Origin of the sequence: Acetobacter nitrogenifigens DSM 23921 = NBRC 105050 (assembly GCF_000429165.1) — a bacterium.
In the GTDB taxonomy this organism is placed as follows: Bacteria; Pseudomonadota; Alphaproteobacteria; order Acetobacterales; family Acetobacteraceae; genus Acetobacter; species Acetobacter nitrogenifigens.
The window spans coordinates 37,272-63,145 of the sequence record NZ_AUBI01000014.1 but is presented as its reverse complement, the minus strand read 5'-3'; the positions used below and the strand labels follow the sequence as shown (position 1 = coordinate 63,145).

General features: G+C 62.4%; 24 protein-coding genes. 12 read left to right on the top strand and 12 right to left on the bottom strand.

What is annotated here, in order from left to right; genetic code table 11:
* Positions 1-282 precede the first annotated feature (282 nt).
* From G442_RS22515 to G442_RS0114555, 4 genes are all read right to left on the bottom strand, one after another.
* Positions 283-948, bottom strand: coding sequence for a DUF2155 domain-containing protein (locus G442_RS22515; protein WP_051292360.1), 666 nt, complete (start codon positions 946-948; stop codon positions 283-285).
* Positions 945-1,202 (bottom strand): hypothetical protein, encoded by a 258-nt coding sequence (locus G442_RS0114565; RefSeq protein ID WP_051292369.1) that lies wholly within the window; start codon positions 1,200-1,202, stop codon positions 945-947. The genes G442_RS22515 and G442_RS0114565 overlap by 4 nt, the downstream gene beginning before the upstream one ends.
* A 17-nt stretch (positions 1,203-1,219) precedes the next feature.
* A complete protein-coding gene (gene mlaD / locus G442_RS22510) occupies positions 1,220-1,780 on the bottom strand; it encodes an outer membrane lipid asymmetry maintenance protein MlaD (RefSeq protein ID WP_051292359.1) in 561 nt (186 codons plus the stop codon).
* A 205-nt stretch (positions 1,781-1,985) separates the two neighbouring features.
* Positions 1,986-2,354, bottom strand: a complete 369-nt coding sequence (locus G442_RS0114555) for an NADH-ubiquinone oxidoreductase subunit NDUFA12 family protein (protein ID WP_026398585.1) — start codon at positions 2,352-2,354, stop codon at positions 1,986-1,988.
* Positions 2,355-2,556: 202 nt separating this feature from the next.
* Here G442_RS0114555 and G442_RS0114550 point away from each other — a divergent pair, with 202 nt between their 5' ends.
* Together G442_RS0114550 and G442_RS0114545 are read left to right on the top strand one after the other, a co-directional pair.
* On the top strand, positions 2,557-4,194 hold the full coding sequence (locus tag G442_RS0114550; RefSeq protein ID WP_026398584.1) for a TSCPD domain-containing protein: 1,638 nt from the start codon (positions 2,557-2,559) through the stop codon (positions 4,192-4,194).
* Between the two features lie 30 nt (positions 4,195-4,224).
* A complete protein-coding gene (locus tag G442_RS0114545) occupies positions 4,225-4,485 on the top strand; it encodes a hypothetical protein (protein ID WP_026398583.1) in 261 nt (86 codons plus the stop codon).
* Positions 4,486-4,499: 14 nt separating this feature from the next.
* Here the strand turns inward: G442_RS0114545 and G442_RS26685 are convergent, their stop codons facing one another.
* A complete protein-coding gene (locus tag G442_RS26685; protein ID WP_154660386.1) occupies positions 4,500-4,661 on the bottom strand; it encodes a hypothetical protein in 162 nt (53 codons plus the stop codon).
* A 19-nt stretch (positions 4,662-4,680) separates the two neighbouring features.
* Here G442_RS26685 and G442_RS0114535 point away from each other — a divergent pair, with 19 nt between their 5' ends.
* A complete protein-coding gene (locus tag G442_RS0114535) occupies positions 4,681-6,075 on the top strand; it encodes a sodium:solute symporter family protein (RefSeq protein ID WP_026398581.1) in 1,395 nt (464 codons plus the stop codon).
* 497 nt (positions 6,076-6,572) lie between these two features.
* Positions 6,573-7,691: a THUMP domain-containing class I SAM-dependent RNA methyltransferase gene (locus G442_RS0114530; RefSeq protein WP_026398580.1), complete on the top strand. Its 1,119-nt coding sequence runs from the start codon at positions 6,573-6,575 to the stop codon at positions 7,689-7,691.
* A 244-nt stretch (positions 7,692-7,935) separates the two neighbouring features.
* Here G442_RS0114530 and G442_RS0114520 read toward each other — a convergent pair whose 3' ends face one another.
* Both G442_RS0114520 and G442_RS24005 read right to left on the bottom strand, forming a co-directional pair.
* Positions 7,936-8,157 carry a hypothetical protein gene (locus tag G442_RS0114520; protein WP_026398579.1) on the bottom strand — a complete coding sequence of 74 codons (222 nt, stop codon included), beginning with the start codon at positions 8,155-8,157 and terminating at the stop codon, positions 7,936-7,938.
* On the bottom strand, positions 8,135-9,292 hold the full coding sequence (locus G442_RS24005) for a hypothetical protein (protein WP_026398578.1): 1,158 nt from the start codon (positions 9,290-9,292) through the stop codon (positions 8,135-8,137). Before G442_RS24005 ends, G442_RS0114520 begins: the two co-directional genes overlap by 23 nt.
* A gap of 275 nt (positions 9,293-9,567) precedes the next feature.
* On the opposite strand from G442_RS24005, the gene G442_RS0114510 reads away from it, so the two are divergent.
* The 5 genes from G442_RS0114510 (at position 9,568) to G442_RS0114490 (ending at position 14,795) form a co-directional block, all read left to right on the top strand.
* Positions 9,568-10,260 carry a fumarylacetoacetate hydrolase family protein gene (locus G442_RS0114510; RefSeq protein ID WP_026398577.1) on the top strand — a complete coding sequence of 231 codons (693 nt, stop codon included), beginning with the start codon at positions 9,568-9,570 and terminating at the stop codon, positions 10,258-10,260.
* A 62-nt stretch (positions 10,261-10,322) separates the two neighbouring features.
* Complete coding sequence (locus G442_RS0114505) at positions 10,323-11,363, top strand: aldo/keto reductase (protein WP_026398576.1); 1,041 nt, start codon at positions 10,323-10,325, stop codon at positions 11,361-11,363.
* A gap of 123 nt (positions 11,364-11,486) precedes the next feature.
* Positions 11,487-11,984 (top strand): DUF2721 domain-containing protein, encoded by a 498-nt coding sequence (locus G442_RS0114500; RefSeq protein WP_026398575.1) that lies wholly within the window; start codon positions 11,487-11,489, stop codon positions 11,982-11,984.
* Between the two features lie 133 nt (positions 11,985-12,117).
* Positions 12,118-12,885 (top strand): hypothetical protein, encoded by a 768-nt coding sequence (locus tag G442_RS22500; protein WP_035376698.1) that lies wholly within the window; start codon positions 12,118-12,120, stop codon positions 12,883-12,885.
* Positions 12,886-12,959: 74 nt separating this feature from the next.
* Entirely contained in the window at positions 12,960-14,795 is a 1,836-nt protein-coding gene (locus tag G442_RS0114490; RefSeq protein WP_246789469.1) for a DUF885 domain-containing protein, read from the top strand.
* A 174-nt stretch (positions 14,796-14,969) separates the two neighbouring features.
* Here G442_RS0114490 and fdhD read toward each other — a convergent pair whose 3' ends face one another.
* Together fdhD and mobA are read right to left on the bottom strand one after the other, a co-directional pair.
* Entirely contained in the window at positions 14,970-15,791 is an 822-nt protein-coding gene (fdhD, locus tag G442_RS22495) for a formate dehydrogenase accessory sulfurtransferase FdhD (protein ID WP_084440625.1), read from the bottom strand.
* Positions 15,788-16,441 (bottom strand): molybdenum cofactor guanylyltransferase, encoded by a 654-nt coding sequence (gene mobA, locus G442_RS22490; protein WP_035376697.1) that lies wholly within the window; start codon positions 16,439-16,441, stop codon positions 15,788-15,790. Before mobA ends, fdhD begins: the two co-directional genes overlap by 4 nt.
* Before the next feature lie 167 nt (positions 16,442-16,608).
* On the opposite strand from mobA, the gene mobB reads away from it, so the two are divergent.
* Positions 16,609-17,154 (top strand): molybdopterin-guanine dinucleotide biosynthesis protein B, encoded by a 546-nt coding sequence (mobB, locus tag G442_RS0114475; protein ID WP_026398573.1) that lies wholly within the window; start codon positions 16,609-16,611, stop codon positions 17,152-17,154.
* Positions 17,155-17,242: 88 nt separating this feature from the next.
* On the opposite strand, the gene G442_RS0114470 is transcribed toward mobB, so the two are convergent.
* On the bottom strand, positions 17,243-18,235 hold the full coding sequence (locus tag G442_RS0114470) for an N-acetylmuramoyl-L-alanine amidase family protein (protein ID WP_084440624.1): 993 nt from the start codon (positions 18,233-18,235) through the stop codon (positions 17,243-17,245).
* A gap of 513 nt (positions 18,236-18,748) precedes the next feature.
* Here G442_RS0114470 and G442_RS0114465 point away from each other — a divergent pair.
* A complete protein-coding gene (locus tag G442_RS0114465) occupies positions 18,749-21,625 on the top strand; it encodes a ribonuclease E/G (RefSeq protein WP_026398571.1) in 2,877 nt (958 codons plus the stop codon).
* A 186-nt stretch (positions 21,626-21,811) separates the two neighbouring features.
* Entirely contained in the window at positions 21,812-24,049 is a 2,238-nt protein-coding gene (uvrB, locus tag G442_RS0114460; protein WP_026398570.1) for an excinuclease ABC subunit UvrB, read from the top strand.
* Between the two features lie 40 nt (positions 24,050-24,089).
* On the opposite strand, the gene G442_RS22485 is transcribed toward uvrB, so the two are convergent.
* Entirely contained in the window at positions 24,090-24,299 is a 210-nt protein-coding gene (locus tag G442_RS22485; protein ID WP_154660385.1) for a hypothetical protein, read from the bottom strand.
* 814 nt (positions 24,300-25,113) lie between these two features.
* A complete protein-coding gene (locus tag G442_RS0114450; RefSeq protein ID WP_026398569.1) occupies positions 25,114-25,860 on the bottom strand; it encodes an ATP12 family chaperone protein in 747 nt (248 codons plus the stop codon).
* Positions 25,861-25,874 lie beyond the last annotated feature (14 nt).

Here is a 25,874-nt window from a genome sequence, read left to right as displayed (position 1 = left end):
TGTGAAGAACCTTCCCTGCTAGCGTGCGCCGTCGGGCGCATGATGGTGTTGGCGCGGTCAGGCTGCGTCACAGTTTGCGGCATCGGGTTCGCGGAGCGCCCTGGACAAGGATGCCGAACGTGCGCGCCAACCTCAAGGCGCGCAGCGATCGGGACTGCGCGTCTGTCGCCGCGCGTCACGCGCGGCCGGTTGCCGTTCTCGTATGGATGAAGAACGTCACTATTCGATGAAAGATGCGGTTAAAGAAAAAACCGGCGACGTGGAAGGTGCGCCGATGTGCATTCAGGGTTGCGGCGTCTGGGCATCGCCGGAAGGCGCGCCCTGTTGCGGAGCGGCTGGAAGCGGCGCGACGGTCGAAGGCAGTGAGTCCGCAGGTTCCTGACCGGGAGACGGCGCGGACAACGTTTGCGGAGTCCCGTCAGTCGTTGCGGCCGGCGGCGCGCCGGGAAGAGTGGGCACGGGGGGCTGCACGAGGGGGCCTGGAGACGGCGCGACATCGGCGCCGTCGCATTTGACGACCCTGACGTCATAAACAGGGCTCTCGAAAATGCCGAGCGACGGCTCCTTCGCCAGCATCCATCCGTGGAATGCGACTTTCTGAGTGTGCTGATCCTGCACGTCCAGCCAGGCTGCGGCGTCGGAGGGCAGCGTCGCCGGTCGATCCAGGCACCGCGCGACGCCGATGTCGAGGCTTTCGTAGTGGGCGAGGGCGCCGACCGTGACGTTGAGAGTCTCGACATGGGCGTCAAGTCGGTTCAACACACGCACGACAGCCACACTTTTACCCTGCCAGGTGTCCGCCGGGTACATCGCAGGGGGGGCGAGAGGTTGCGCCGCGCGGCTCTGGCCTCCGAGGACGCCGGCTCCAGCCAGACTGGCGCTGACAAAAATGGCGTGGAGGGCGTGCGCGAGAAGACGGTCACGCCGTGAAGCGATCCGCAACGTCATGATTTCGTGTGTCTCCGGGGAGTGATCAGGTCGGTCGTCATTTCGACGATCATGCGCTTCATGGCGTTCTCGTCGACGCCCATCAGCACGGCGTCCTCAAACGCGTCCCGAAGAACGCCCCGCAGCTCTTCCCAGTTCTCCCGAAGCACCATCAGCTTTTCGGTGCAGGACACCGGGGAGCCGTCCACCTGCGGCCATATGTCTGGCGTTTGTCCGGCCGTCGCAATGGGTTCGCGCGTGCGGCTGGAAGGCATGGCCTCCGCGTTGACCGTCACTGCAGGTCCCCGCCGTTCGTTGTCGCGGGAGCGTCCGTTCCGGCCTTGCTCTTATTGGCTGCAGTCAACGAGTCGGTGACCGAGAAGATGAACTTGCTGAGCAGTTGCTCGAGGCTGATCGACCCCTGTGTCTCCGCCACCGTTGCTCCAGCCGCCAGCATCCGCGTGTCGCCGCCGGGCGAGAGCGCGATGTATTTGCCGCCGAGCAGGCTGTCGCTGGTGATGATCGCGGCGCTGTCCACGGGCAGCTTGACGTCCGGGCGCACGGTGAAGGTCACGCTGGCCTTGAACGTCTTCGGATCGACGGTTTCCGACACGACATGGCCGATGTTGATGCCCGCGAGCTTGACCTCGGAGCCGATGTTGAGGCCGTCGATATGGGCAAAGTCCGCCGACAGGCGATATCCGGCGTCGCTACGCCGTCCAGTCCCGATCACCGCCAGCACGAGTAGCGCGGCCAGAGCCGCCAGCACGACGAAACCGGCGAGAAGTTCCGCCAGTTCACGTGGCGCGTGCGCGGCCGGCTGGGGCGCGGGAGAGGTCTGGGCCATGCTCATGGGCTGTCGTTCACTTCCACAGTTGCGTAACCCGAGGGTTGTTTCTTCCCGTCCCCGCATGCCTCATCTTCAGGGAGGGGCCGCGTGGACGTCACGTCGTTATCAATAACAGATAGCGAGAACAGAAACAGGAGCGCAACCGAAGGGACGGCTCGCCATGGCTGCGTGTGGTAAAGGGTCTTGGAAAACCGGAACCCGATTGGGCTCAGGCGTCCGGAGTCCACGCCTCGTAATCGCCCGTCGCGGCGGGACGCTGTCCCCCGCGATAGGCGCTGCCAGCCGGGCGGTATGCGCCGGGCGTTCCGGTCAGGTTGGGCTGCGGCGGTAACTGCCAGGGCTTGCGCGCTTCCTGCGGGATCGGATCGGCTTCCACGTGGTGGAGCCAGTTCCACCACTCCGGCGGGACGGCGGAGGCGTCTTCGCCCTTGTTATAGATAACCCAGCGTTCGAACCGCTGCTCCCCGCCGCCAATGCGGGACGGCGTGCGGGACTGATAATAAGAGCGACCGTCGACGTCCTTGCCGACGAGGCGCCCTTTCAGGCGGGTGTGCAGAAGCGTGCCGAGCGTGGTCATGCCCGACACGATACGGAGTCCCGGCGCCGTCGTCCACCGCTGCGCAAGGCTCATTGTGTTCACGTTGCGCTGTGCAGGGATCGGGCTTCGTCATGGCGACTCGGGGAGTCGAAAAGTTATCCCCCATATCCTCGTTTTGCGGTCCATAAGCGGCGTCTTGTTCTGCTTCCGCCGCGTTGCGCAGGCGCGATAAACTGCCCTCATGAACGCTCAACGCTACTGGAACGGCGTGCGGATGCGCACGGTCATGGCTTCCCCCGATCCCGACGCCCCCGCGCGCCGGGTGACCCTGCCGGTTGACTGGGACGACGCCGCCGCCGCCGCTCTCGCGCAGATCGCCCCCATTCAAACGGGGGCCGGTCAGGACGCCGTGTCCGTGGCCGAGGAGTCTGCGCGGTGGATCGAGACGCTGGTCGCGCCTGACGACGAAGGCTCCGCGCGTTCGCTGACATGGCTGCTGCTCCTGCGTCAGGCGGCGCCGACGCTCGCCCTTTGGAGCGGCGAACTCGATCGGCGCCCCGGTTTTGTCGTCAATCTCGCCGCGTTCGCGTTGCCAGGAGAAGGGTTCGCGGGAGAGACGTTCGTCGCGGCCCTACGACTGTTGTGCGGCGTGTTGCGCAGGCTGGCGCTCGAAAAAGCGGGACTTCGGAACGGCGAACTGGCTCTGGATCCTGAGTCGCAAGCGCCGGAAGTCTTGCCGTCAGGCAAGGTCACGACGTTGCGCAACGCCGGGAAGGCTGAAGCCAGAAAGAGCGGCGCGGCGTCCGAACCCGCTCTGCCGCTCGCTGAGCCTCAATTGGTCGCGGGCGAACTGTTGCTCACGAATCTGGACGCCTGCCTTGCTGCTCTCGGATTTGATTACGACAGCGACGAAGGCCGTGACGCTGCATGCTCGCTGATGGCGTTGGCGACGCTGGTCGCGCGAGAGGGACTCGGCTGCGATCGGCTGCCGCTCACACCTCATCGCCACGTCATTCCAGGCCTCGCCTCCGTCGCCCGCGATGCGTGGGCGCGCGCCGCGGTTGAGACGGACGCGCCGGAGCCACGCATCGAGACCGGGTTGTCCGCGCCCGGCCCCGTGGATGCGCTTCTCGGGGTCGAGGCGTGCGGTCTCGCGCCGATCTTCTCGCCGATCCGCGCTGACGGGCGTCTGGCCGCCAGCACGCTGGCGCGTCTGGCGGCGCGCGGCCTGACGCTGGAGGCGGCGTTCGCGGCCAGCATCGCTGGCGCGCCGGCCCTCGCGGTTCCCGGTCCGGAGGGACATATGCGCATGCACCGCGCTCTGGCCGGATTCGTCGATCGCGCGCCGCCGCGTCCCGACCCTGTCGCCGGACTGGGCTTGCGCCTGCCGCCGCGTGGCGTAGCCCGCCGCATGCCGGACCGGCATGGCGGCGTGATGCAGAAGACGACGGTCGGCGGTCGGCGGCTGTTCCTCAGGACCGGAGAGTTCGACGACGGGACGCTCGGCGAGATCGAGATTTCGCCGACGCGCGAGAATCCGATGGTGCGCGGCCTGATGGAGAGCTTCAGCGAAGCGGTCAGCATCGGGCTGCAATACGGCGCCCCGCTTGAGGAATATGTCGAACGTTTCGCCTATTCCTGCTTCGGACCCGCCGGCACGGTCGAGGGCGACCCGGTGGCGTCCTACGCCACGTCCATGCTTGACTATGTTTTCCGGGCGCTTTCGGACCTCTATCTTGGGCGCCGCCTGCCGGATGCGCCCCATGAAGACGACGGCGAGGATACGGCGCCGCTGCTGCCGCTGGACATGGAAAGGGGTGCGCAGCGCGCCTCCACGCCTCCGCCGCGCGGCGCGCGGCGGCTGCGGTTGGTGAGCTGACGCGGCAGGCGGAGAAAAGGGGGCGACGCGGTGAAGCATGCGACAAAGGATACGCTGATCGGGGCCGAGCCGCTGCTTCAACGTATTCGGCGAGCAGGGCTCAAGGAAAAGTCGCTGGGCGTGTTTTATCGCAAGTCAAAGCCGTTTCTGCATTTTCATGAAGACCCGAAGGGGCTTTTCGCCGATCTGGTTCGTGGCGCCGACTTCGATCGTTATCCGGTCAACACGCCCGAGGAGCAGGAGCGGCTGATTGCTGTGATCGACGGCGAGACGCCGCCCGACCCGGCGTAACGACGACAGGGCGTTCACGCGGCTCTGAGCTTGACGCGCGGAATGGTTTCTTCGGCGTCGTGGCGGCGGCGCAGACACGGCGCCGGTCGAAAATGATCGTCCGGGGTCGACAGGCGCATCATTTCCGGGTCGTATTGAAAAACGCATCCCTTCCGGCTGAACGCGAGCGGCGTCACATGTGGTTTTCCGATATCGATGGATAAGCTCGTCTTCGCGATCATTCTGGTTTTTTCCCTGCTCGTCGCAGTGTGGTCGCGCGGCGGTCGCCGACATGACGAAATCCACGATTACTTTGTCGCCTCACGGCAATTCGGCGGATTGCTGCTGTTCTTTCTGGCAGTCGGAGAGACTTACAGTCTTGGCGTGCTGACCGCGTTTCCGGGCGGAGTCTACCTGCGTGGCCTGACATTTTGCGTCTGGTTCGTCGGCTATATCGTGCTCGCTTTTCCTGTCGGTTACTTCCTCGGGCCGCTGATCTGGCGGGCGGCGAGGCGGTACGACCCCGTGACCATGGCCGATCTTTTCGCGCGGCATTTCTCAAGTCGTTCTCTGGAAATTATCGTCGCCGGGGCGGCGATTCTGTTCATGATTCCGTGGGGCGTGATCCAGTTCATGGGCTTGACCATGGTGTTGCAGGGGCTGGGCTTCGACTGGCCCGCCTGGGCGCTTATGGGCGTCGCCGCCGCGCTCGCCTACGCCTACACGGCCATTTCCGGCATCCGGGCGCCAGCTTACGTTTCGGTCATCAAGGACGTGTTGTTGCTGGCCGCCATCTTCACGGTCGGCGTCGCGGCCATGCGGCTGCCGCACGGTCGGGAGGCGATGCTGCGCGGCGTGGCGACTGCTCATTTCACCGGTCGCGACATCCGCATCATGACGACCAATATTCTGTTTCAGGCTAGCGGCCTGTGCATGTTTCCGTCCTATGCTGCGTCGATCTTTACGGCGAAGGACGCACGCACGGTTCAGCGCGCGCAAATCGCCATGCCGCTTTATATGGTGATGTTCGCCTTCCTGATCGTGGTCGCGTTCTATGCCCGCGGCGCTTTCGGCGATGGCCTGTCACCCAACCATGTGTTCATCGACACGGCGCGTCAGCTCCTGTCGCCCTGGCTGATCGGTCTGGTGGCGGGTGGGGCGGCGTTGTCAGGGCTCGTCGTGCTGGCCGGGACCTGTCTGGTGATCGGGCCGCTGTTCACGCATAACCTGCTGAAATCCCTGACGGAGCGCCAACAGAAAACCGGGGCGCAGGCGATCGGCGTGGTCTACCTTCTGGCGTCGATGGCGGGCGCCGCTTTCGCGTCGTCTTTCGCGGCGACCATGAATAACCTCACCTATTTCGGCATGACGCAGTTCCTACCCGGCGTCGTCGTCATCGCGCTTAACCTGCGGGCGCCGGGCGCAGCGGTTGCGGCGGGAATACTCATTGGCGACGTCATTCCCGTGACGCTGTTTTTCAGCGGCGCCGATACGGGCGGCGTCAATCCGGGGCTGATCGGCCTGGTTGCGAACGTCGTGATCCTGACGCTCATGACGATGCGCGCACGCCGCAACGAAGGCGGGGCGATGCGCTTGCGGAGCGGCGGGTAAGGGCTTTCTAACGCTGGTGGCTGGTGGCTGGTGGCTGGTGGCTGGTGGCTGGTGGCTGGTGGCTGGTGGCTGGTGCTGCGAGTGATTCTGCGCCTGAGCGCGCGAAGGACATTCGCCATGATCGGTAATAGCCGTACCAACTACCGCTTTCAGTAGAACAGCTTTCTGCCGTCCCAGTTTACTGTGCGCCGTCTGATACGGAACGCCGTCGGAGAGGTTGACGGTCCCGTATCCATTGTAAACGTCGAACCGCAACGGAGGGTGGGCATTGTGCTCCGTGGCTACCCGGAGAGCATGGCATGGCCGCGCGTGCGCGTTGGACCGCCATCCGATCAGACGTAATCGGCTGATCGGATAAAGAGGCCCGCCAAAACAACAAACCAGAGCCTTATCCGTGAGCCAGTGTGGACGGACAAGGCTCGATGAGTGGCTTTGGTGGGTGTGGTCTCTCTGCCGGAACCGTTGCTCCCGGCGGATGGACCTGCCATTCAGGACGGATGACGACCGCCGACACCGATTTCGAGATATTTCTCGCCGCGCCGCCAGGATTGGAGCTGGTGCTGTGCGAAGAGGTAAGATTGAAGGGTTTCAAGCGTCCTGTGGTCGTGCCCGGCGGGGTCGTCACCCGGGGCGGTTGGCCGGAAGTATGGCGGGCTAATCTCTGGGTACGTGGGGCGTCGCGCGTTCTGGCGCGTGTTGATTCCTTCCCCGCGGTCCACTTGGCCGAACTCGAACGCCGGGCGCGGCGCGTGGCCTGGGCGTCGGTCCTGCGTCCCGACGTTGCGTTTCGCGTGGAGGCAGTCTGCCTGGGCTCGCGAATTTATCACGAGGGGGCGGCCGCCGAGCGCGTTGAGACGGCGATCAAAAGCGCTCTCGGCGCACAGGTTTCGCCTGTGGCCGAGGTCGTGGTCCGGTTGCGGATCGAGCGTAATATGTGCGTGTTGAGCGTGGACACGTCGGGTGAGTTGCTGCACAGGCGCGGCTATAAGCAGGCGGTGAATCGAGCGCCGTTACGGGAGACGTTGGCTGCGCTGTTTCTGCGCCAATGCCGCTTCGACGGTGTGGAGTCGGTGGTTGACCCGATGTGCGGGTCTGGAACATTCGTTATCGAGGCCGCCGAAATCGCGGCTCGGCTCAATCCGGGGCGCGCACGTAATTTCGCGTTCGAGCGGATGGCCACGTTCGACGAAGAAGCGTGGCGGGCCATGCGGGCGCCCAGGGGCGTTCGCACGCCGACGGCGCGATATTACGGTCGTGACCGGGACGCTGGGGCGATCGCCATGAGTTGCGAGAATGCTGAACGTGCTGGCGTCACGGCATTCACCGACTTTCGCTGTGCGGTTATCAGCGAGGCGACGCCCCCCGATGGACCGCCTGGTCTTGTGATGATCAACCCGCCCTATGGCGCGCGGATTGGGGACAAGGGCGAATTGGCGCCGCTTTATGGTGCGCTTGGCAAGATCCTGATGCAGCGTTTTTCCGGGTGGCGCGTAGGGCTGGTGGCTAATGATTCCGGTCTGGCTCATGCCACGGGCCTTCCGTTTCTGCCCAATGACGCCCCGGTGCCGCATGGCGGCTTGCGTGTCACGTTGTTTCAGACCGATCCGTTGGGGTGAGGTCGTCTGTCCGTGTGATAAGGGGCCGTGAACCGACAGGGCGTCCTTCTTCTGCAGCGCGACACCGAACTCTCTTTTGAAAAGTTTCAAATTCTTCATTATATAAATAGTTTTTTCGATATAGAGCTTGCGGCTTATCTGGTGGCGCGGATCGCGTGACGGTGGATGTCCAACGTGATCCGGGCGGCTATGCCTTGCGGCGTCCCCGTCTGGATACGGCGATTTTGTTTCGACCAGAGCGACTTTAGCGAACCGCCAGCGGTGCGGAACGCGCGTTTCGGCCGCACTGCGCCGCCGCATTCGGGAACAACGCGCGATATTCAGCAGTGGGCGCCGGGCTGAGGACGGCCCATGCGGCGTACACGTCCAGCGCCGCCGCGAGCAACGCCGTAATCAACAACGCCGGTCGTCGCGCTGTGCGACGCGAAACGGGCGCAGGCGCGTCAGGCGAGCGTCGATTTTCCATGAATCCACAAAATCCCAATAATAATGTCGAGGATTGCGAAAAGCCCTAAGGTGCCCCATTTCCATGTCGTATTGAGGCTACGCGCCGCGCGCCAGAACACGACGATCATCAGGGGATTGGCGGGCACAATTCGGTAGATGGAATTCAGTCCTGTCGACACGGACAGAAGCCATGTGACGCCGAGGATTGCGCTCTCCATCCGGAAGCCGACGGCGAACGCCCATATCAGCACGATTGGTTCTATGACCGCGAACGGGACAAGGGTGGCCGCGTGCGGCAGGCGCATTCCAGCGGTAATGTGCGAGAGGGGATTGTTCAAATGCCGCCCCCAGCCGCTTTGCACGTGGGAAAACGCCAGCGCATCGCCGATCGTGTGGTGGAGATACAGCATATAGGCCGCCAGACCGCTGACGCCGATTGTAACCAACACGGCGCTTTCGGCGACGGCGCCGCCCAGCGACGCTGTTCCTGCTTTCCGAAGCATGGCGGCGCCGTTCTGCTGATCAATCTTCATGGCCGCAAGCACATGCGCCACCGCGAGGACAAAGAGAATCGGGGCGCCCGTAGGCCTTGCCGCCGTCATGAGCGCGCCTGCGGCGCCTGCCTGCAGCAGGGCGCCCGCCTGCAGCCGCGTGAGGCACAGCATGAGCGTCAGGCCGAACAGCGTCTCGCTATAAGGAAGCCGGAACCACAGTCCCAAAGGGTACAGCAGGAAAAAGAGACAGAAGAAACGGGCGTCTCTGATGCCGTGCTGTTTGCGGGTCCAGTCAAAAGTGAGCCAGAGCAGGATCGGGAGCGACACGGCGTTCAGCAATAGGCCAGCCGCCGCGACGTTCAATGTCGTTACGACGCTCACCAGTCGCATGGCGAGAGGAAAAAGCGGAAAAAAAGCCCATGAGCCCTGACCCGGCAGGGCTTCGGGGCCAGACTTCACGAGAACGCCATAGCCTGACCGCGCGATGGCGGAATACCACTCGCAGTCCCAATGGCAGGCCGAGCGGACGACGCCCGAACGCCACGCAAGCATGACGCCAAGCGCGAGAAGAATTGCATGCGTCGTCAGCGCCAGTCGCAGTGGAAAACGGCTCCAGTGCAGCCGTGCGGGGATGGTCAAACTCAATTCCGGTCGCTGCACGAACGCCCTGCTCCTAAAATCCGGCGATCGACCCCGGTTTTGCGCCGAGATGCGGCAAAATACGCCGCCAGTGTAACCGAACGCCGACGCTAATATTTTGACATAAAGTAACGTATGCAAAAAGTGGAGACGTCGTAGCGATCCCTTTCGCATTATTTCGGTCGTCCAGCTCTCGACACAATAGCGGGAAGTTTCGGCGCGCCTGCTCAACAGCGTTCGTCCGATGCGGTAGCCTGGGTCCGACAGAAACACGGCGAGCAAGGAACAACACCGTAATGACGTATGTGATCGACGCGCCGAAGCAGGCGAGTGTGAGTGTGGCTGGCGAGGAAGCACGGTTTCCGGTGCGCCGGATCTGGTGCGTCGGACGCAACTACGCCGAACACACGCGTGAAATGGGAGGCGATCCGTCGCGCGATCCGCCGATTTTCTTCTCCAAGCCCTCCGACGCCGTCACCGAAGAGCAGGGTCTGCCTTTCCCTGTTCACACGGACGACCTGCATCACGAGGTCGAACTGGTGGTCGCCATAGGCGGGGAAGGCGCTGACGTTCCGGAAGAACGTGCTCTTGATCTTGTCTACGGCTACGCCGTTGGCCTCGATATGACCCGTCGGGACCTTCAGGCGATCGCGAAGAAAGGGGGGCAGCCGTGGGATCTGAGCAAGGGCTTCGACCAGTCCTGCCCGATCAGCCCCATCGCGCCCGCAGCGCGAAACGGACATCCGACATCGGGGAAAATTGAGCTCACGGTAAATGGGGAAGTAAGGCAGTCAGGAAATCTCGATGATCTGATCTGGTCCGTGCCGCAGATCATCGCGTTTCTGTCGACCTATGTTACCCTGCGTCCCGGCGACCTGATCATGACGGGAACGCCGTCGGGCGTCGGCCCTGTGCGGGCTGGCGACATAGTGCGCGCGGAGTGCGAGGGCGTCGGCTCTTTGCAGGTGACTTACGTGACTCGGGATTGATAGCGGCAGTCATTCGTAATCCCTGCGTGGCGCACGCGCGCGACAGATAAAGGAGCACGACGATGGAATATCGCCAACTGGGCCGTTCGGGCCTGCGTATTTCCGCGCTCACGATGGGAACGATGACGTTCGGCGGGCGCGGAAATTTCGCGAAGACCGGCAATGTCGATCTGACGGGCGCGAAACGTCAGATCGATCTCTGCATCGAGGCCGGGATCACGATGTTCGACACGGCGGACATCTACTCCACTGGCGCGTCCGAGGAAATTCTCGGTCAGGCCCTGAAGGGCCGCACGGAGGAGACGCTTGTCACCACCAAGGCGCGGTTTCGTATGGGGCCGGGCCAGAATGACGTGGGTCTGTCGCGCCAGCATCTGATCGCGGCGTGCGAGGCCAGTCTGAAGCGACTGGATCGCGACCATATCGATCTTTACTACCTGCATGAATGGGACGGCCTGACGCCGCTGGACGAGACGCTGGAGGCGCTGGACGCGCTGCGTCGCGCAGGAAAGATCCGCTATGCGGGCGTTTCCAATTTTTCCGGCTGGCATCTTATGAAAGCCCTGTCCATCGCGGAGCGTGACCGTCTGATCGCCCCTACCGCGCAACAGATTTATTACTCGTTGCAGGCGCGTGACGCAGAGTATGAGCTTCTGCCGATCGCCGTGGATCAGGGAATCGGCGTACAGGTGTGGAGCCCGCTCGCAGGCGGTCTTCTCTCTGGCAAATACCGTCGCGATCAACCGACGCCACAGGGGCGCCAACTGGAGAACTGGGGCGAGCCCCCGGTCCATGACAAGGAGCGCCTGTTCGACGTCGTGGACGTGCTGGTCGCCATAGCGGAAGAGCGCGGCGTTTCGCCAGCCGAAGTGGCTCTTGCATGGACGGTAGCGCGCCCCGGCGTCACGTCTCTGGTCATCGGCGCCCGAACGGAGGAGCAACTTCTGTCGAACCTGAAGGCGGCGGAACTTCATCTGTCGGCGGAGGAGACGACGAAGCTGGAGGAGGCGAGTCGTCCGCCGCTGATTTACCCCTACTGGCATCAGGCGAGCACGGCGAAAGACCGGCTTTCGGCGGCCGACCGGGTGCTCATCCGGGAGTGATTTTGGGGGCGACGCATTGGGGCGACTATCGTGGTCGCGCCAATGCGTGGTTCGCACGAAATTTTGAACTTGGACGATCAAAAGGGTAGAACGCCCGGATCGCAACAAACTGTGTCTGATCTGATGCCTCTTCCCCTGTCCTCGCTCGCCACGGATTCAGCAGGCGACGTCGCCCATCTGATTGAAACCGCGCTGACGCCGGTTTTCATGTTGTCCGGCGTCGGCACCCTGTTGAATCTTTTCAACACCCGCTCCGCACGCGTGGCCGATCATATCGAAAAGGCGTCCGACCTGCTGGACGACGAGGTGGACAAGCACGCCCGGCAGAGTTTGCACCGCCACCTGTTTCATCTCCGCCGACGGACGTTCGTGCTCGACCTGTCTATCCTGTTCGCTGGCCTCGCAGGCGCGACGACTTGCGGCGCGGCGTTTGTGTTGTTCCTCGGCAGCGTCCGCGACGCGTCCATAGCCTTGTGGCTGGTGCTCATGTTCGGTGCGGCTCTGCTTGCGACTGTGGCCGCGCTGGCTGCGTTTCTGGTCGATTGTCTGCTCTCCTGGAATAGTCTGAAGAGTGAAGGGCCGTTGCCGAAGAGCGTTAAGCGCAGCGGAAAGGCCACATGACTTGCCTGTATCGAGCCTGACTGTGTGTCAGAAGATGTATGACATAAGAAGCTGAGAATATTTGCTTAGATTGCGGCGCCGGGAATTTATTTTTATGCCTTGATTTAAATAATTTTTCGAAGGCGAAGATATTGTGGGCTACGATGTGGAAATAACGCGAAATCCCTTATTTTCGCGCAAGAAAGGGCCGCAGATCACGCTGGATGAATGGTTCGCCATTATTCGCGCCGATAAGGAGCTTAAGTTCTTTGTCGGCGAGCACGCAGACAAATATGGCGTCGACACCGCCATATGGTCTGCCCATCCAGACCCGGAGAGTGAGTCGCGATATCTGTGGGGAGCAGGCGGAGTCATCACCGCCAAGTATCCCGATAATCACCTGATGGCAAAAATGGTGCGCATCGCCCGCCGTCTCGACGCCGACGTGGTTGGCGACAATGGAGAAATCTATGAATTGGACAACGATGGCGCCTTGATCGTGCTGGACGATCACGGGGTTTCGTCTTCCGAATTTCATGCGGGTTTTATGGGCAAAAACGCGCTTATTTTTGGGGTTGGGCATAATAAAGGAAAAGATTTTCTCGATAGAATATACAGAGATACTTCAAAAATGACGGGACAGCACGCTTATCTCGAGATAGAAACATATAAAGTCAACACGATGTGGTGGAAGGTTGTATACTACGCGTGGTATCAAGGATTTATTACCGCGATAAACGAAAATAGAAAAGCCGATGGCTTTCCAATCATTACCTACAAGGGGGAAGGAAACTTCTTCGACGAAGATATGATTTTTTTTCGCAATTATTTTGACAAAAAGCCGGATGCCTCTTTTTTTCGGGCGGTAAACGCGTTGATCGAATTTCGCAAATCCAAACTGGGCTTCTACGACGAATTCTGATCTGGCGCCGCTCTGCAAGCGGGGAGGCTGCCGACTGGGAGACATCTGGTCAGCGCTGCGTAGGGCGCGTCTGTATGGAAGACCAGCCACTATCAATTCTGGCTCAGGAAGGCGTGAGCGGCCTGCTTCTTTCGATCGGCCCACGCTTTGCACGGGGCTGTGCCCCAGATATCGTGCCGCTTATGAACATGCATGCACCACGCGCCGTCCGGCGTATCTTTCTGGCCGTGACGGTCTCAATGATCGGTATAGCCGCTCATGCCGCGCCGCCGGCCTCGTCCACACTCGATGCAATCGAGAAAGCGCATTTTGACGCCGAGTGGGCGGCGAGTCCGGTTTCTTCGACCCTGCTTGGCGTCCACAATGCCGATGGCGAACTGGATGACGTCTCCGTCGCTGCGACTGTCGCGCAGACGGCGCGCTTGCGTCGCGAAAAGGATGCGCTGACCGCGCTTGACGTCTCCAGTCTGCCTCAGCGGCGTCAGGACGACAGGGACGTCCTCGTCGCCGAGATCAATGGCGAACTGCTCTCGAACGAGCGTATTCAGCCCTACGCGCATAATCCTGACAGCTATGTTTCGCTCGCCACCAACGCGCTCTACAGCCTGATTGATCGGGACTTTGCGCCGCTTTCGGAGCGTATGAAGAACGTCATAGCGCGAGAAAAGCTGATCCCTGCGATGCTGGCGACAGGCGAGAGTCAGCTTACACAGGTTCCCGCGATTTTCATCGAAATCTCCAAAGAGGATCTCGCCGGAGCAGTGTCTTTCGTAAAAGACAACGTGCCCGAAGCTTTCGCCGGGGTGAAGGACCCTGCGTTGCAGGCGCAATTACGGTCCAGCACCGCCAGCGTGCTTGACGCTCTGCAGATGTTTGGAACGAAACTCGAAAGCATCAAGCCATCCGGCGGCTTCGCACTTGGCGCCGATACGATGAAGGCGATGCTGGCGGCGGATATGGTGGATACTCCGCTCGATACAGTGATCGCAGCGGGCCGCGCGCAACTGAAGCGTGACCAGATCGCGTTCCATCAGGCCGAACGAGAGGTGGACCCATCCCACCCGAAAAACGCGCTCGCCGAAATCCGCAAGGATCACGTCGCGGCTGACGCGCTCAATCAGCTGGTGCGCGATCAGTTGAAGGACGCCCAGAGCTTCGTGACGACGCATCGCATCGTGACGTTGCCCAACGCCACATTGCCGGTGGTGACGGACACGCCGAGCTTCCAGCGCTCCCTGATCACCGCCGCGACGGATTGGCCGGGCGCTTTCGAGACGAAGGCGACGACGTCGTTTTACTACGTGACGCCCATCGACCCGAAGCTGGATGCGAAGAAGGCTGAGGAGTCTTTGGAAGATTTCAATACGCCTTCACTCCTGAACATCACTGTTCATGAAGCGATGCCCGGACATTTCGTGCAGGGTCTGTACCTGCGCGCCAACCCTGGCTGGACCCTGACGCGGAAAGGAGCACAGTCCTATTCCACGACGGAGGGATGGGCGCATTACACCGAGCAGATGATGGTCGAGCAGGGCTTTCATGCTCAGGACGCCAGGCTGCATCTGGCGCAGTTGCAGGACGCTCTTCTTCGCGACTGCCGTTTCCTTGCGGCTTTTGGCATGCACACGCAGGGAATGTCTCTGAAGGACGCGACCGGAATGATGCAGCGCGAATGTTATCAATCGTCCGTCATGGCGTACAAAGAAGCGCGTCGTGGTACGGCCGATCCTGGATATTACTCGTATCTGCTGGGAAAGCTGATGATCCTGCATCTGCGTGAGGATATGCGGAAGCGAGACGGAGCCTCATTCTCTTTGCAGAAGTTTCATGACGGGTTGTTATCTTCCGGGTTGGTGCCGATGAAGATCATTCGCCGTGAATTGACCGGCGCCGACGCGCCGATGCTGTAGGGCGTGATCCATTCGCGGATGAGCGCCCGGCTTGCGCGGACATTTTTTCCGGTTGCAACAGGCATGACGTATTGGAGTCTTAACTGTTTGCGCCGGTTCACGGACGAGGCTCCGGCTTGTTGTCATAACGAGCATCGTCATCCGGCCAGAGGCTTCCGCTGATCGGATGACGCTTCAAACGCCGGGGCCTTTCCGGTCGGGCGACGTGAACACCCACGCGTCGTCGCCACGCGCCAACGCCGCCAGCGTTTGACCGGCCTGCTCGGCCAGTTTCACGGCTCGCTCCGTTGGCGCGGACACGGCGACCAGCGCGCCAATCCCCGCAGCGACCGATTTCTGCACCATATCGAACGAGCAGCGGCTGCTTATCGTGCAAAATCCATGTGACATATCAAGATTTTTCCTCGACGTCGCCCCGATCAGCTTGTCGAGCGCATTGTGCCGCCCAACATCCTCCCGCACGAGAACGATATCGCCATCGAGAGTCGACCAGGCCGCAGCGTGCAGCATATGAACGTCTCTGTTAAGAATCTGCCTGCCGCGTAGCTCAGCAAGCGTTCGTGCGACTGCTGCCGCCCTCAGTGCGGGAGAGGTGACGGGGCGCAGCGGACGCATGAGCGCGTCCGTATCTTCGGCGCCGCAGACGCCGCAACTGCTTCGAACCGGCATGCTCCTGCGGCGCGCGAGCACGGTTTTCATAGCCGCGCCCGATGTCGCGATTTCGGCGATAAGACCGTCTACGCCGTCGCGAATTTGTATTGAAGCGATCTCGTCAGGCGCCGAAATCAATCCCTCGGTCAGCGAGAAGCCGATAATGAAATCTTCGATGTCGCTGGGCGTCACCATCATAACCGAATAGGGGACGCCGCTGTAAATCAGTGAGAGCGGCGTCTCGTCCGCTATCGCCAGTCTGCGTGCGTCGTGTGAGTCGCCGCCCAGCCGGGTAACAGTTCTCCAGAACGCAGGATCGTAAGAGGTGGGGGAAGAATTCGTCATGACCGGACGTTTTTCGTATCGATGCGTGATGCTTCCCTGCGCGTGCGCGCCCAGGCGAGATCTTGCGGGGTGTTGATGTTGAAGAAAGGGTCGCCGTCCTCGGCAGAAAACTCGACGACCCGCCAGGCGCCGAGGTTTTTCATAAAATCACGGACCCGCCACGCTGCCGATTTTCCTGCCTCCGGCCGAGCCTCCGCCATGCGCTCCTCGATCCAGTTCCGAAGCGTCGGCGCGGCCGATGTCGGCCAGCAAGCGATCAGTGGGTGGGTTCGCCCGCCCGATGACGCCACGGAGAGCGGCGCAGCCAGTTTCTCGATTAGATTGGACGGGATGAAGGGCGTGTCGCCGGGTACGGTCATAAGTCTGGCGAAGCCTTCGCGGTGCGCCCATTCAAGTCCGGCAAGCACGCCTCCAAGAGGGCCGACGCCGGGGATCGGGTCGGCGAGCATGGGCTTTTCAAGGGCCGCCGTCGCCGGGTTCCGCGTGTTCGTGCTGATCGCGATGGCGTCGCACGCGTCCTGCAAGGCGGCGACGAGCAGAGACAGGGGCGTCGCGCCACCGAGATCCAGGCTGGCCTTGTCGACGCCATTCAAACGCCGCGCTTCGCCGCCAGCAAGAATAAGCGCGGCATGGCGACGGTCGTCGCTCATGTCGTCCCCCGGATGCGTGCAGGAAGTTCGCGCATAGCCTTATGATCGCCTCCTGAGCAATGACGGACCTTGCCGCTACAGGCCCGCTCCTGAAATAGCATACGCGCAGCGCTGTGATACACAGCCCTGCGGGGCGAGCGCATGTGGTGGAAAGGACACTGTGACGGATGAAACCTCCATTGCTGATGGGAATCGCCGGACGAAGCGGAATGGGCAAAACCACGCTGATCGAGCGACTGATTCCGGCGCTGTCCGCCTTGGGAAAGACCGTGTCGACGATCAAGCACGCCCATCACGGCTTCGATCTCGATCGGCCGGGAAAGGACAGTTTTCGCCACAGGGAAGCGGGCGCGCGTGAGATCATGCTGGCGACAGGCTCACGCTGGGCGTTGATGCATGAGCAGCAGTCGACGCAGGAAGAGCCGGACATCGACAGTCTGGTGGGGCGCATGGAACCGGTGGACATCATTCTGGTCGAAGGGTTCGGCGCCCGTTTACCAATCGCTCTGGAGGTGTGGCGTCGGGAAGTCGGCAAGCCGCCGCTATGGCCCGAACGTCCTGCTGTGCGCGCCGTCGCTCTTGGTGACGCTTGCGACGCGCTGGCCGACCTGCCGCCCGCTCTTGTGACATTCAGGCTGAGTGACGTTGGTGAGATTGCGAGTTGGGTCGTCGATAACGCCCGTTCTGCCGTTCGAAGGGCCGCGGGAGAATGATGGGCGTTCGGTCGGTCGTCTCGAAGGCGTCTGCGACGCATAAGCCCGCGGACGGCCCCATATCGTAGCGAGCCAGAAGGTGCGGCGTTCAGCCGACGCCAACGCCCGCCGACATGAAATAGCGATCGACGGCGTCGCGCATCGCTCCTGCGACCATGGCGCGGTGTCCGGCGGCGCGCAGGGCGGCTTCGTCCATGCGGTTGGACATGAAGCCCATCTCGACAAGCACGGACGGGATGTCCGCCGCCTTCAGGACAACGAAGGCCGCATGCCGGTGCGGATTGCTGAGCATCGTCAGGCGGGACGACAGGGAAGAGACGACGGAACTGGCCATATGCGCCGATCCGCGTCTTGTCTCTTCTGAAACAAGGCTCGCCAGAATCTGCTGCACGGCGGGCGACGTCGCATGGACGTGCGGTCCGCCGAACAGGTCCGCGCTGTTCTCGCTTTGGGCGATGGTCGCGGTCTGGCTGTCGGAGGCGTTGCTGGATAGGGTATAGACGCTGGCGCCCCGGACGGAGGCGTCGTGCAAAGCGTCGGCGTGCATGGAGATGAACAACTCGGCCTTGTGCGCCTGCGCCATATCGACGCGCCCTTCGAGGGGAATGAAACGGTCGCCGGTTCGCGTCATCGCCACGCGATAGCGGCCCGTGGCGAGCAATTGCCGCTCAAGCTCATTGGCGGCCGCTTCAGCGACGTGCTTTTCGAAGGTGCCTGAATATCCAATAGCGCCCGGGTCTTTTCCACCATGACCCGGATCGAGCATGACGAGCGGAAGGGGGGCTGCGGCTTTCCGGATCACCGCAGGCGCATGCAGGGGGGGGGTATGCGTGGGAGCTGAATGCGGCGCGCCTAATGTATGGGCGTGGGGGTGCGATCGCGCGAAAGCCGCTGCCGGGACCAGAGGGGCGAGGCCCACGAAAAGGGTCGCGCGGCGGACAAGATCGACGCGTTCGGTCGACCGGGAGGCGACGTCGATTCCCTTCGAGCCGCAACCGTCCAGCAGCCCCTGTTTGAACTGCCGGGTTTGCGCAACAGGCCCGGTCGGGACAGGGGCGCATGTTCTCTCGTTTTTCGTCATCTGGCCTTCCGGGTATGACAGGGGGACAGTTTCATATTTTTATGCCTAAGTCATTAATTCATGCACTTGTGGCGGTTTCTTGATGTCGCGACGGATCTGTCCAGGCAGGGCGTCACGCGCCGCTTGCGCAGGGCGCCCATTTCGGTCATGGTATTGTCATGTGGCATGGTCGATCACAGGCCTGCCGCGTGGCCGCCTTCTGACACCGTCTGTCGCCGTATTTCGGCGAACGGCGCGGTTACGGGTCGGCGCAGACCTATTGCCGATCGTAAGGATGGATGAGAGCTAGTCTGATCAGGCTGACAGCGCGCAAGGCAGGTCGTGGCGATATTCGCCCGGTCCCGGCGCCGCTTCTGTCAGCACTGATCAAGAGCGCTCCGCCGACCGTGATCGTCCACGCCACCACTGATCGTTCAGTCGATTTTCCCGACGCGTTCCCCCGCGTAGCCCGGTCGTTGTCCGACCGGCTGCGCCCGGCTGGAAGAACGCGCGGGCACCGGAGTTTTTCTTTTTATGACCAAGCGTATGCTGATCGATGCGACGCACGCGGAAGAAACCCGCGTCGTCGTGATGGATGGTAACCGTCTCGAGGATTATGACGTCGAGGCCGCCAACCGCAAACAGCTCAAAGGCAATATTTATCTCGCCAAGGTGATCCGCGTCGAACCCAGCCTTCAGGCTGCGTTCGTCGAATATGGCGGCAATCGCCACGGGTTCCTCGCCTTCAGCGAAATTCATCCTGACTATTACCAGATCCCGGTTGCTGACCGAGAGAAGCTGCTCGCTCTTCAGGAAGAAGACGAAGCCGCTGCGCAGGAGGCTGAAGAGGCTGCCGAAGCTGAGGGGACGCCTGTTGAGAACGGTGAGGTCGATCCTTCGGCTGAAGTAACGGTCGAGGCTGAGGGTGGCGAATCTGTCGCATCCGACGATCACGCACGGTCGACCCCGGATTACGTGGGTGGCGAGACCGACACGGGCGAAGAGGCCCTCGTCCAGAAGCGCATGGCGCGCTTCCTGCGCAGCTACAAGATTCAGGAAGTCATCCGCCGCCGCCAGATTCTGCTGGTGCAGGTCGTCAAGGAGGAGCGTGGCAACAAGGGCGCCGCGCTGACCACCTACGTTTCGCTCGCTGGTCGTTACTGCGTATTGATGCCGAACGCCCTGCGCGGCGGCGGCGTGTCCCGCAAGATCACGGCCGTCAGCGACCGCAAGCGCCTGAAGGAGATCATCGCCGAGTTGCAGCTTCCGCGCGGCATGGCAATGATCGTCCGCACGGCCGGGGCGCAACGTCCGCGTCCAGAGGTCATGCGCGACTGCGAGTATCTGCTGCATCTCTGGGACGAGATTCGCGAGCACACGATGAAGTCGGTCGCGCCGACTCTGATCTATGAAGAGGCCAGCCTCGTCAAACGGGCGATCCGCGACGTTTACACCCGCGACGTCGAAGAGATCGTCGTCGATGGTGAGCCCGGCTGGCGTTCGGCGCGCGATTTTATGCGTATGCTGATGCCGCAGAGCGCGCAAAAGGTCGTGCTGTGGCGCAAGGAGCATCAACCGCTCTTCAGCCATTATCAGGTTGAAGGGCATCTCGACGCGATGCTGTCGCCGACCGTGCAGCTTCGCTCCGGCGGTTATCTGGTTATCAACCAGACCGAAGCGCTGGTCTCGATCGACGTCAACTCCGGCCGTGCGACACGCGAGCGGAACATCGAAGAGACGGCGGTCAAGACGAATCTTGAAGCAGCGGATGAAGTCGCGCGCCAGTTGCGTCTGCGCGATCTGGCCGGTCTGATCGTCATTGACTTCATCGACATGGAGTCCCGCCGCCACAACGCGCAAGTCGAGCGGCGCCTGAAAGACGCGCTCCGCAACGACCGGGCGCGTATTCAGGTCGGCGGGATCTCTCATTTCGGCCTGCTGGAGATGTCGCGCCAGCGTCTTCGTCCGTCGGTCGCCGAAACGGCGTTCATGGCCTGCCCGCACTGTCAGGGCACGGGCATTGTCCGCGGGATCGAGAGTTCCGCGCTGCATGTGCTGCGCGCCGTGGAGGACGAAGGGGCGCTGCGCCGCGCTTCGGAAGTCACTGTCCATGTGGCGGCCGACATCGCGCTCTACATCCTCAACAACAAGCGCGACTGGGTGAACGGCATCGAGACGCGCCATAAGATGCGCGTTTACTTCGCGGCCGACGCGACGTTGCCGCCGCCGCAGGTGCGGATCGAGCGCCACAAGCCGCAGACCGCGCGTTTCGACGCGCCAGAGGTTGTCGCGACGCCAGTGACGACGGAAGCGACGGTCGCCGCTCTTGAGAACCGCCCGGAAGTTGTGGCTGATGACGAGCGGCCGACACAGTCCCGGCCCGCCCGCTCGATCCCGATTGCGGACGCTCCGCCGGTCGTGACTGCGGATGAGCAGGACGAATACGTTTCAGTGGGCGCGCCCTCCGACGCACGTTCCGAAGCTTCTGCGGCTCCGCGTTCCGAGGAAGGGGACGGTGAGCAACCGCGTCGTCGCCGTCGCCGTCGCCGTCGTCGTGGCGGTCAGCGCGACAACGCTCAGAATGGCGAGCAGGCGCAGCTTGGTCAGGCTGACGAGGCGTTCGGCGCGCAGGACGACGACGATGACGCGGACGAGACCCCTGTCATCGCAGCGGACGCGCCGAATAGCGAAGACGCCGCACGTGCGGCCGAGAACCTCGTGCCGGGGCGGATGCGTACGCGTCATTCCCGTAAAGGGCAGTCGGAAAGCGAGACCGTTCAGGAACGGCCGCAGCAGCGCCAGCCTCAGCCTCCGGCCCGTCCTGCTTTCCAGCAGGCGCCCGCACGTCCGCAGCAACCGCGCCCCGCTGCGGCTCCGGTCTGGCGTGGCCCCACTCCGGCTGACCCGTTCGGCGGCAACTTCGACATTTTCGACATGATGGATCAGGCTGAGCGCGAAGAGGCTCCTTCGCCGCCGCGTGCGCATCAACCTGTCGCAGTCGAAGTGGAGACGCCCGTCGTGGCGGAGCCTGCCGAGCCGGTGGTGATCGAGGTGAAAGTGCCTGTCGTGGAACCGGCGCCAGAACCTGTCGTCGCGGAAGAGCCTGCGCGTCGTCCGACCCGTCGCCGCCGCTCGGCTAAAGCCGCGGTGGAGGAAAGCGTATCCGTTGCCGACGCCCCTGCGCAGGACGCGGCTGAGGGGGAGGCGGCGGAGCCCGCGCCGCGTCGCCGGACCCGTACGCGTCGCGCCAGGACGACCGACGCGGAAGCGCCGGTCGAAGCGGCCGCTGTCGAGGTTGAGACTCCGGCCGCGACGAAGCCCGCCCCGCGTGACGCTGTCGTCGTGGAGCCGGTGGTGATCGGCGAAGACGCCCCGACGGGCAAGGCGCGCACCGGCTGGTGGAAGCGTTGAGCCTGTTTCCTGCTAGCCATTAACGGGCTGGCAGGTAGTCGAACAGACTGGTCGTCCACGGCGCGAAAACCATGGACGACCATCTCCGTCACGCTTTGGTTTGGGCGCTGCATTCCGACCATAAAAGCGTTGCGACGCCGTGCGAGATGACTTGCGGCGTCGGACCGAAGCGCCCATTTTTCTTCAATGGCCGCACCCTCCCGATCCTCCCTGCAAGCTAATCCAGCGCTACTCTTTCAGCCCGAGCGGCTTCCGGCGAAGGAAAAGCGTTTCCGGATGGAGGTGGTCTCGGAATACGAACCCGCAGGCGATCAGCCGCAGGCCATCGCCGAATTATCGAAGGCGGTCATGGAGGGCGAGCGGGATCAGGTGCTGCTTGGCGTCACCGGGTCCGGCAAGACCTTCACCATGGCGAAGGTCATCGAGGCGACGCAGAAACCCACGTTGATCCTCGCCCCGAACAAGACGCTGGCGGCGCAGCTTTACGGAGAGATGAAGCAGTTCTTTCCGAACAACGCGGTCGAGTATTTCGTCAGCTACTACGATTATTTCCAGCCGGAAGCGTATGTGCCGCGCACCGACACCTACATCGAAAAAGACAGCCAGATAAACGAACAAATCGACCGTATGCGTCACGCCGCCACACAGGCGTTGCTGGAACGGAACGACGTGATCATCGTCGCCTCGGTCTCTTGCATCTACGGCATCGGATCGGTCGAGACGTATTCGCGCATGGTCGTGCGTCTGGAGGCGGGCGGAGAGATCGACCGGGACAGGTTGATCAAGGCGCTGGTCGAACTTCAGTACAAGCGCAACGACGCGGCTTTCGTACGTGGCTCGTTTCGCGTGCGCGGCGAAAGCGTCGACATTTTCCCCGTGCAGAACGAGGACCGCGCCTGGCGCGTGAGCCTGTTCGGCGACGAGATCGACCAGATCATCGAATTCGATCCGCTGACGGGGGAGAAGACCGCAGATTTGCAAGAGGTCAGCCTCTACGCAAACAGCCACTACGTCACGCCGCGCCCGACGCTCAATCAGGCCGTCGTCTCCATCAAGCAGGAACTGCGCGAACGGCTCGATCAGTTCACGAAGCAGGGCAAACTGCTGGAGATCGAGCGGCTTCAACAGCGCACCACCTTCGATCTGGAGATGATCGAGACGACGGGCGTCTGCAAGGGAATCGAAAACTACTCGCGCTATCTGTCGGGTCGAAAAGCCGGGGAGCCGCCGCCGACCCTGTTCGAGTACCTGCCCGAGGATGCCTTGTTGATCGTGGACGAAAGCCACGTCACCGTGCCGCAGATCGGCGGCATGGAGCGCGGGGACCACGCGCGCAAGTCGATCCTGTCGGAGTTTGGTTTTCGTCTGCCGTCATGTCTCGACAACCGCCCTCTGAAATTCGAGGAGTGGGAGAGCTATCGCCCCCAGACTGTCTTCGTCAGCGCGACGCCGGGACCATGGGAGATGGAACGGACGCAGGGCGCATACAGCGAGCAGGTGATTCGCCCGACCGGCTTGATCGACCCGGTGACGGAGGTGCGTCCCGTCGAGAAACAGGTGGACGACCTGCTGGCCGAATGCCGCGATACGGTGGCGAAAGGCGGGCGGGTTCTCGTCACGACGCTCACCAAGCGGATGGCGGAGGATCTGACCGAGTATCTCGACGAGGCGGGGATCAAGGTTCGCTATTTGCATTCCGACATCGACACGCTGGAGCGGATCGAGATCATCCGCGATCTGCGGCTGGGCGCGTTCGACGTGCTGATCGGCATCAACCTGCTGCGTGAGGGGCTGGATATCCCCGAGTGCTCGCTGGTCGCGATCCTCGACGCGGACAAGGAAGGATTCCTGCGCTCCCGTACGTCGCTGATCCAGACGATCGGCCGCGCAGCCCGCAACGTTGACGGCCGGGTGATCCTCTATGCCGACAAGATGACCGACAGCCTGCGATACGCCATCGAGGAAACGGCGCGGCGCAGGGAAAAGCAGGCCGCGTGGAACGCCGCCAACGGGGTGACGCCACAGAGCGTTCGTAAACAGATCGGCTCGATCGTCAATTCGGTGTTCGAACAGGATTACGTGACGGTCGCGCCGACGCAGGAAGGCGCCGGGGAGTTCGTCGGCAAATCTCTGGAAGCCAGCATCGCCGAACTGGAGAAACGCATGCGCGCCGCCGCTGCGGATCTGGAATTCGAGACTGCCGCGAGGCTGCGTGACGAGGTCAAGCGCCTGGAGGCGTTGCAGCTGGGGCTGGAGCCGCCGCCTGTTGCGGCGTCTCGACAGGGGCGCAAGGGAGAGCCGTCGGGACGGAAGAAGGAATTTGCCCCTACGCCGCTTGGGCCGGGGGGCGGAGGGTACGATCCTTCGAAAAGACGCGGCGGTTCTTCCGGGCGAGGGAAGGCGCGAAAGACTACTTCGGCCTGAAGGAGATATCCAAAGCCTCGGGCGGAGCTTGCGTTCAGGCTCAGCCTATCTCCACCAGCACCACGACGAACGGAACCACCGCCAGCAACAGCCACGCGCCCATGGCGAAGGTGGCGAAGAGATGCGCGGCCTTGCGCCGGATACGCTCTGGCGTGCTGCGCGTCACGCCGCCTGTCTTTCCGATTTGCCAGGAACTGCGTGCTTGCGTGGCGAGAGTGTCGCCGGGAGTCTGATATGCGGAGTGCTCCATCATGTTCCCTTTCCAGCCTGTCCGGGCGATACGCCGCCGTTGCGTTCGCTCCGACCGTGCTCCCGACCACATAAGAGTTGCAAGTTACCAACTGTCTCTGACGGTTTGGTTATTTCGTCTTGTGAGATAAAGCGCGGCTCTGAGGCGAAATCGTGGCGTGTTTGTAAGATGACGGACATCTTTTCGCTTTGCCGTCGATAGAAGAACATGCGCGTTTCGGTTCAATGCCTTGCGGCGACCGTCAGCCATTCATGGCAATGAACGTGAAATTTCTTCAGCATTGCGGGTCGCGCGATTTTCTGTGGCGGTGCCTCGCGGCTTTGTATGCGTGATGACAGGCATGGTTTACGGCATGCCGGGCGGTGCCACGAGAGCGGCCGGTCCGACAGGAAAGGGACGCCGTCGGCATATAAGATGTTATCTTATTTCAATAACTTGTTCTGGTTGGTCTCGGGCATGTTTCTGCTGCTTTGGACGTTGTGCCAAATCCCGCTCATCTGAGGCGGCGCCAGGGCATCGTGTCGAGGGTTAGTGCGGGCGTGACGTCGGAGCATGGCAAAGGCTTTTGCGCCGACACTGATCGTTCTGATGCCCGGTTCATGTGGTGGTTGCTCGGCGATTGGGATCGCGGAGCAAGCCGAAAAAAATCCCGAACCGTACAAAAAATCGGCCCGCGACGCCGAACTCGCCTCTGGCGGTGTCAGGGGCGCATTTCTGTGGGCTCTGGAATCGGGGAGTCAGGAGAAACGTCGCGGGAAGTTTGTTACAAAACGATGTAATAATTTTTGCCTGCTGAGGTCACGCAAGCACGACGTCAGCGGGCGAGCGTCATGAAGCGTACGGCGTCGGACAGGTCGGCGGCGATCGTCGCAATCCGGTCCAGCAACGCGCTATCCTCGCCCCAGCGCGCCATCTGCACCTGTTCGTCGAGCGTCGTCAGGGAGACAGCTTCGTCCACGGACAAGGCGCCCTCCATAAGTGCGAGACCCAGCACGAGGCTTCCAAGGGCCGGGACTGCGACGCCAAGCCCCGCCAGGTCAGCGTCCGATGTCGCGATGAGCGTCGCTTCAAGTCGGCCGAGGGCTTCCGGTGGTTGCGTGACGGGCATCAGGCCGGTCGTTTTGATCAGATCTGCGCCCAGCCGGGTGGCGCTCCACGTCAGCCACGGCCCCAGTTCGGCTTCCTGCCGTTCCGCAAGGGCTCCACCTTCGTCGGTCCAGTAGCACAGCGCGTCGTTCTTTCCGTATTCCATAAGCGTGCGGATCGAATGGAGGCGGTCCGGCGCGACGCGCTCGATCATTGTCCCGGTGATTCGGGTCAACGGCAGATCGAGCGGCCCGAAGCGTCTCTCCACATCGTCCCGCCCCGCGCGGCTCCATTCTTCCGCCAGCGCCTCGGCCAGCGCCCGAGACGATACGCGCAGCGGCGTCCCTCCGGGAAGCCGGACAGGGCGCCCGTCGAGAGCGACGCCGAATTCCCCCATATCCTCGGTGACGGACGCTTCGGTCCAGAAGCGTTTCTTCAGACCGGACGACGAGCCGGGGACTGGGCGTGAATTCATGTGCGTCCGTTCGT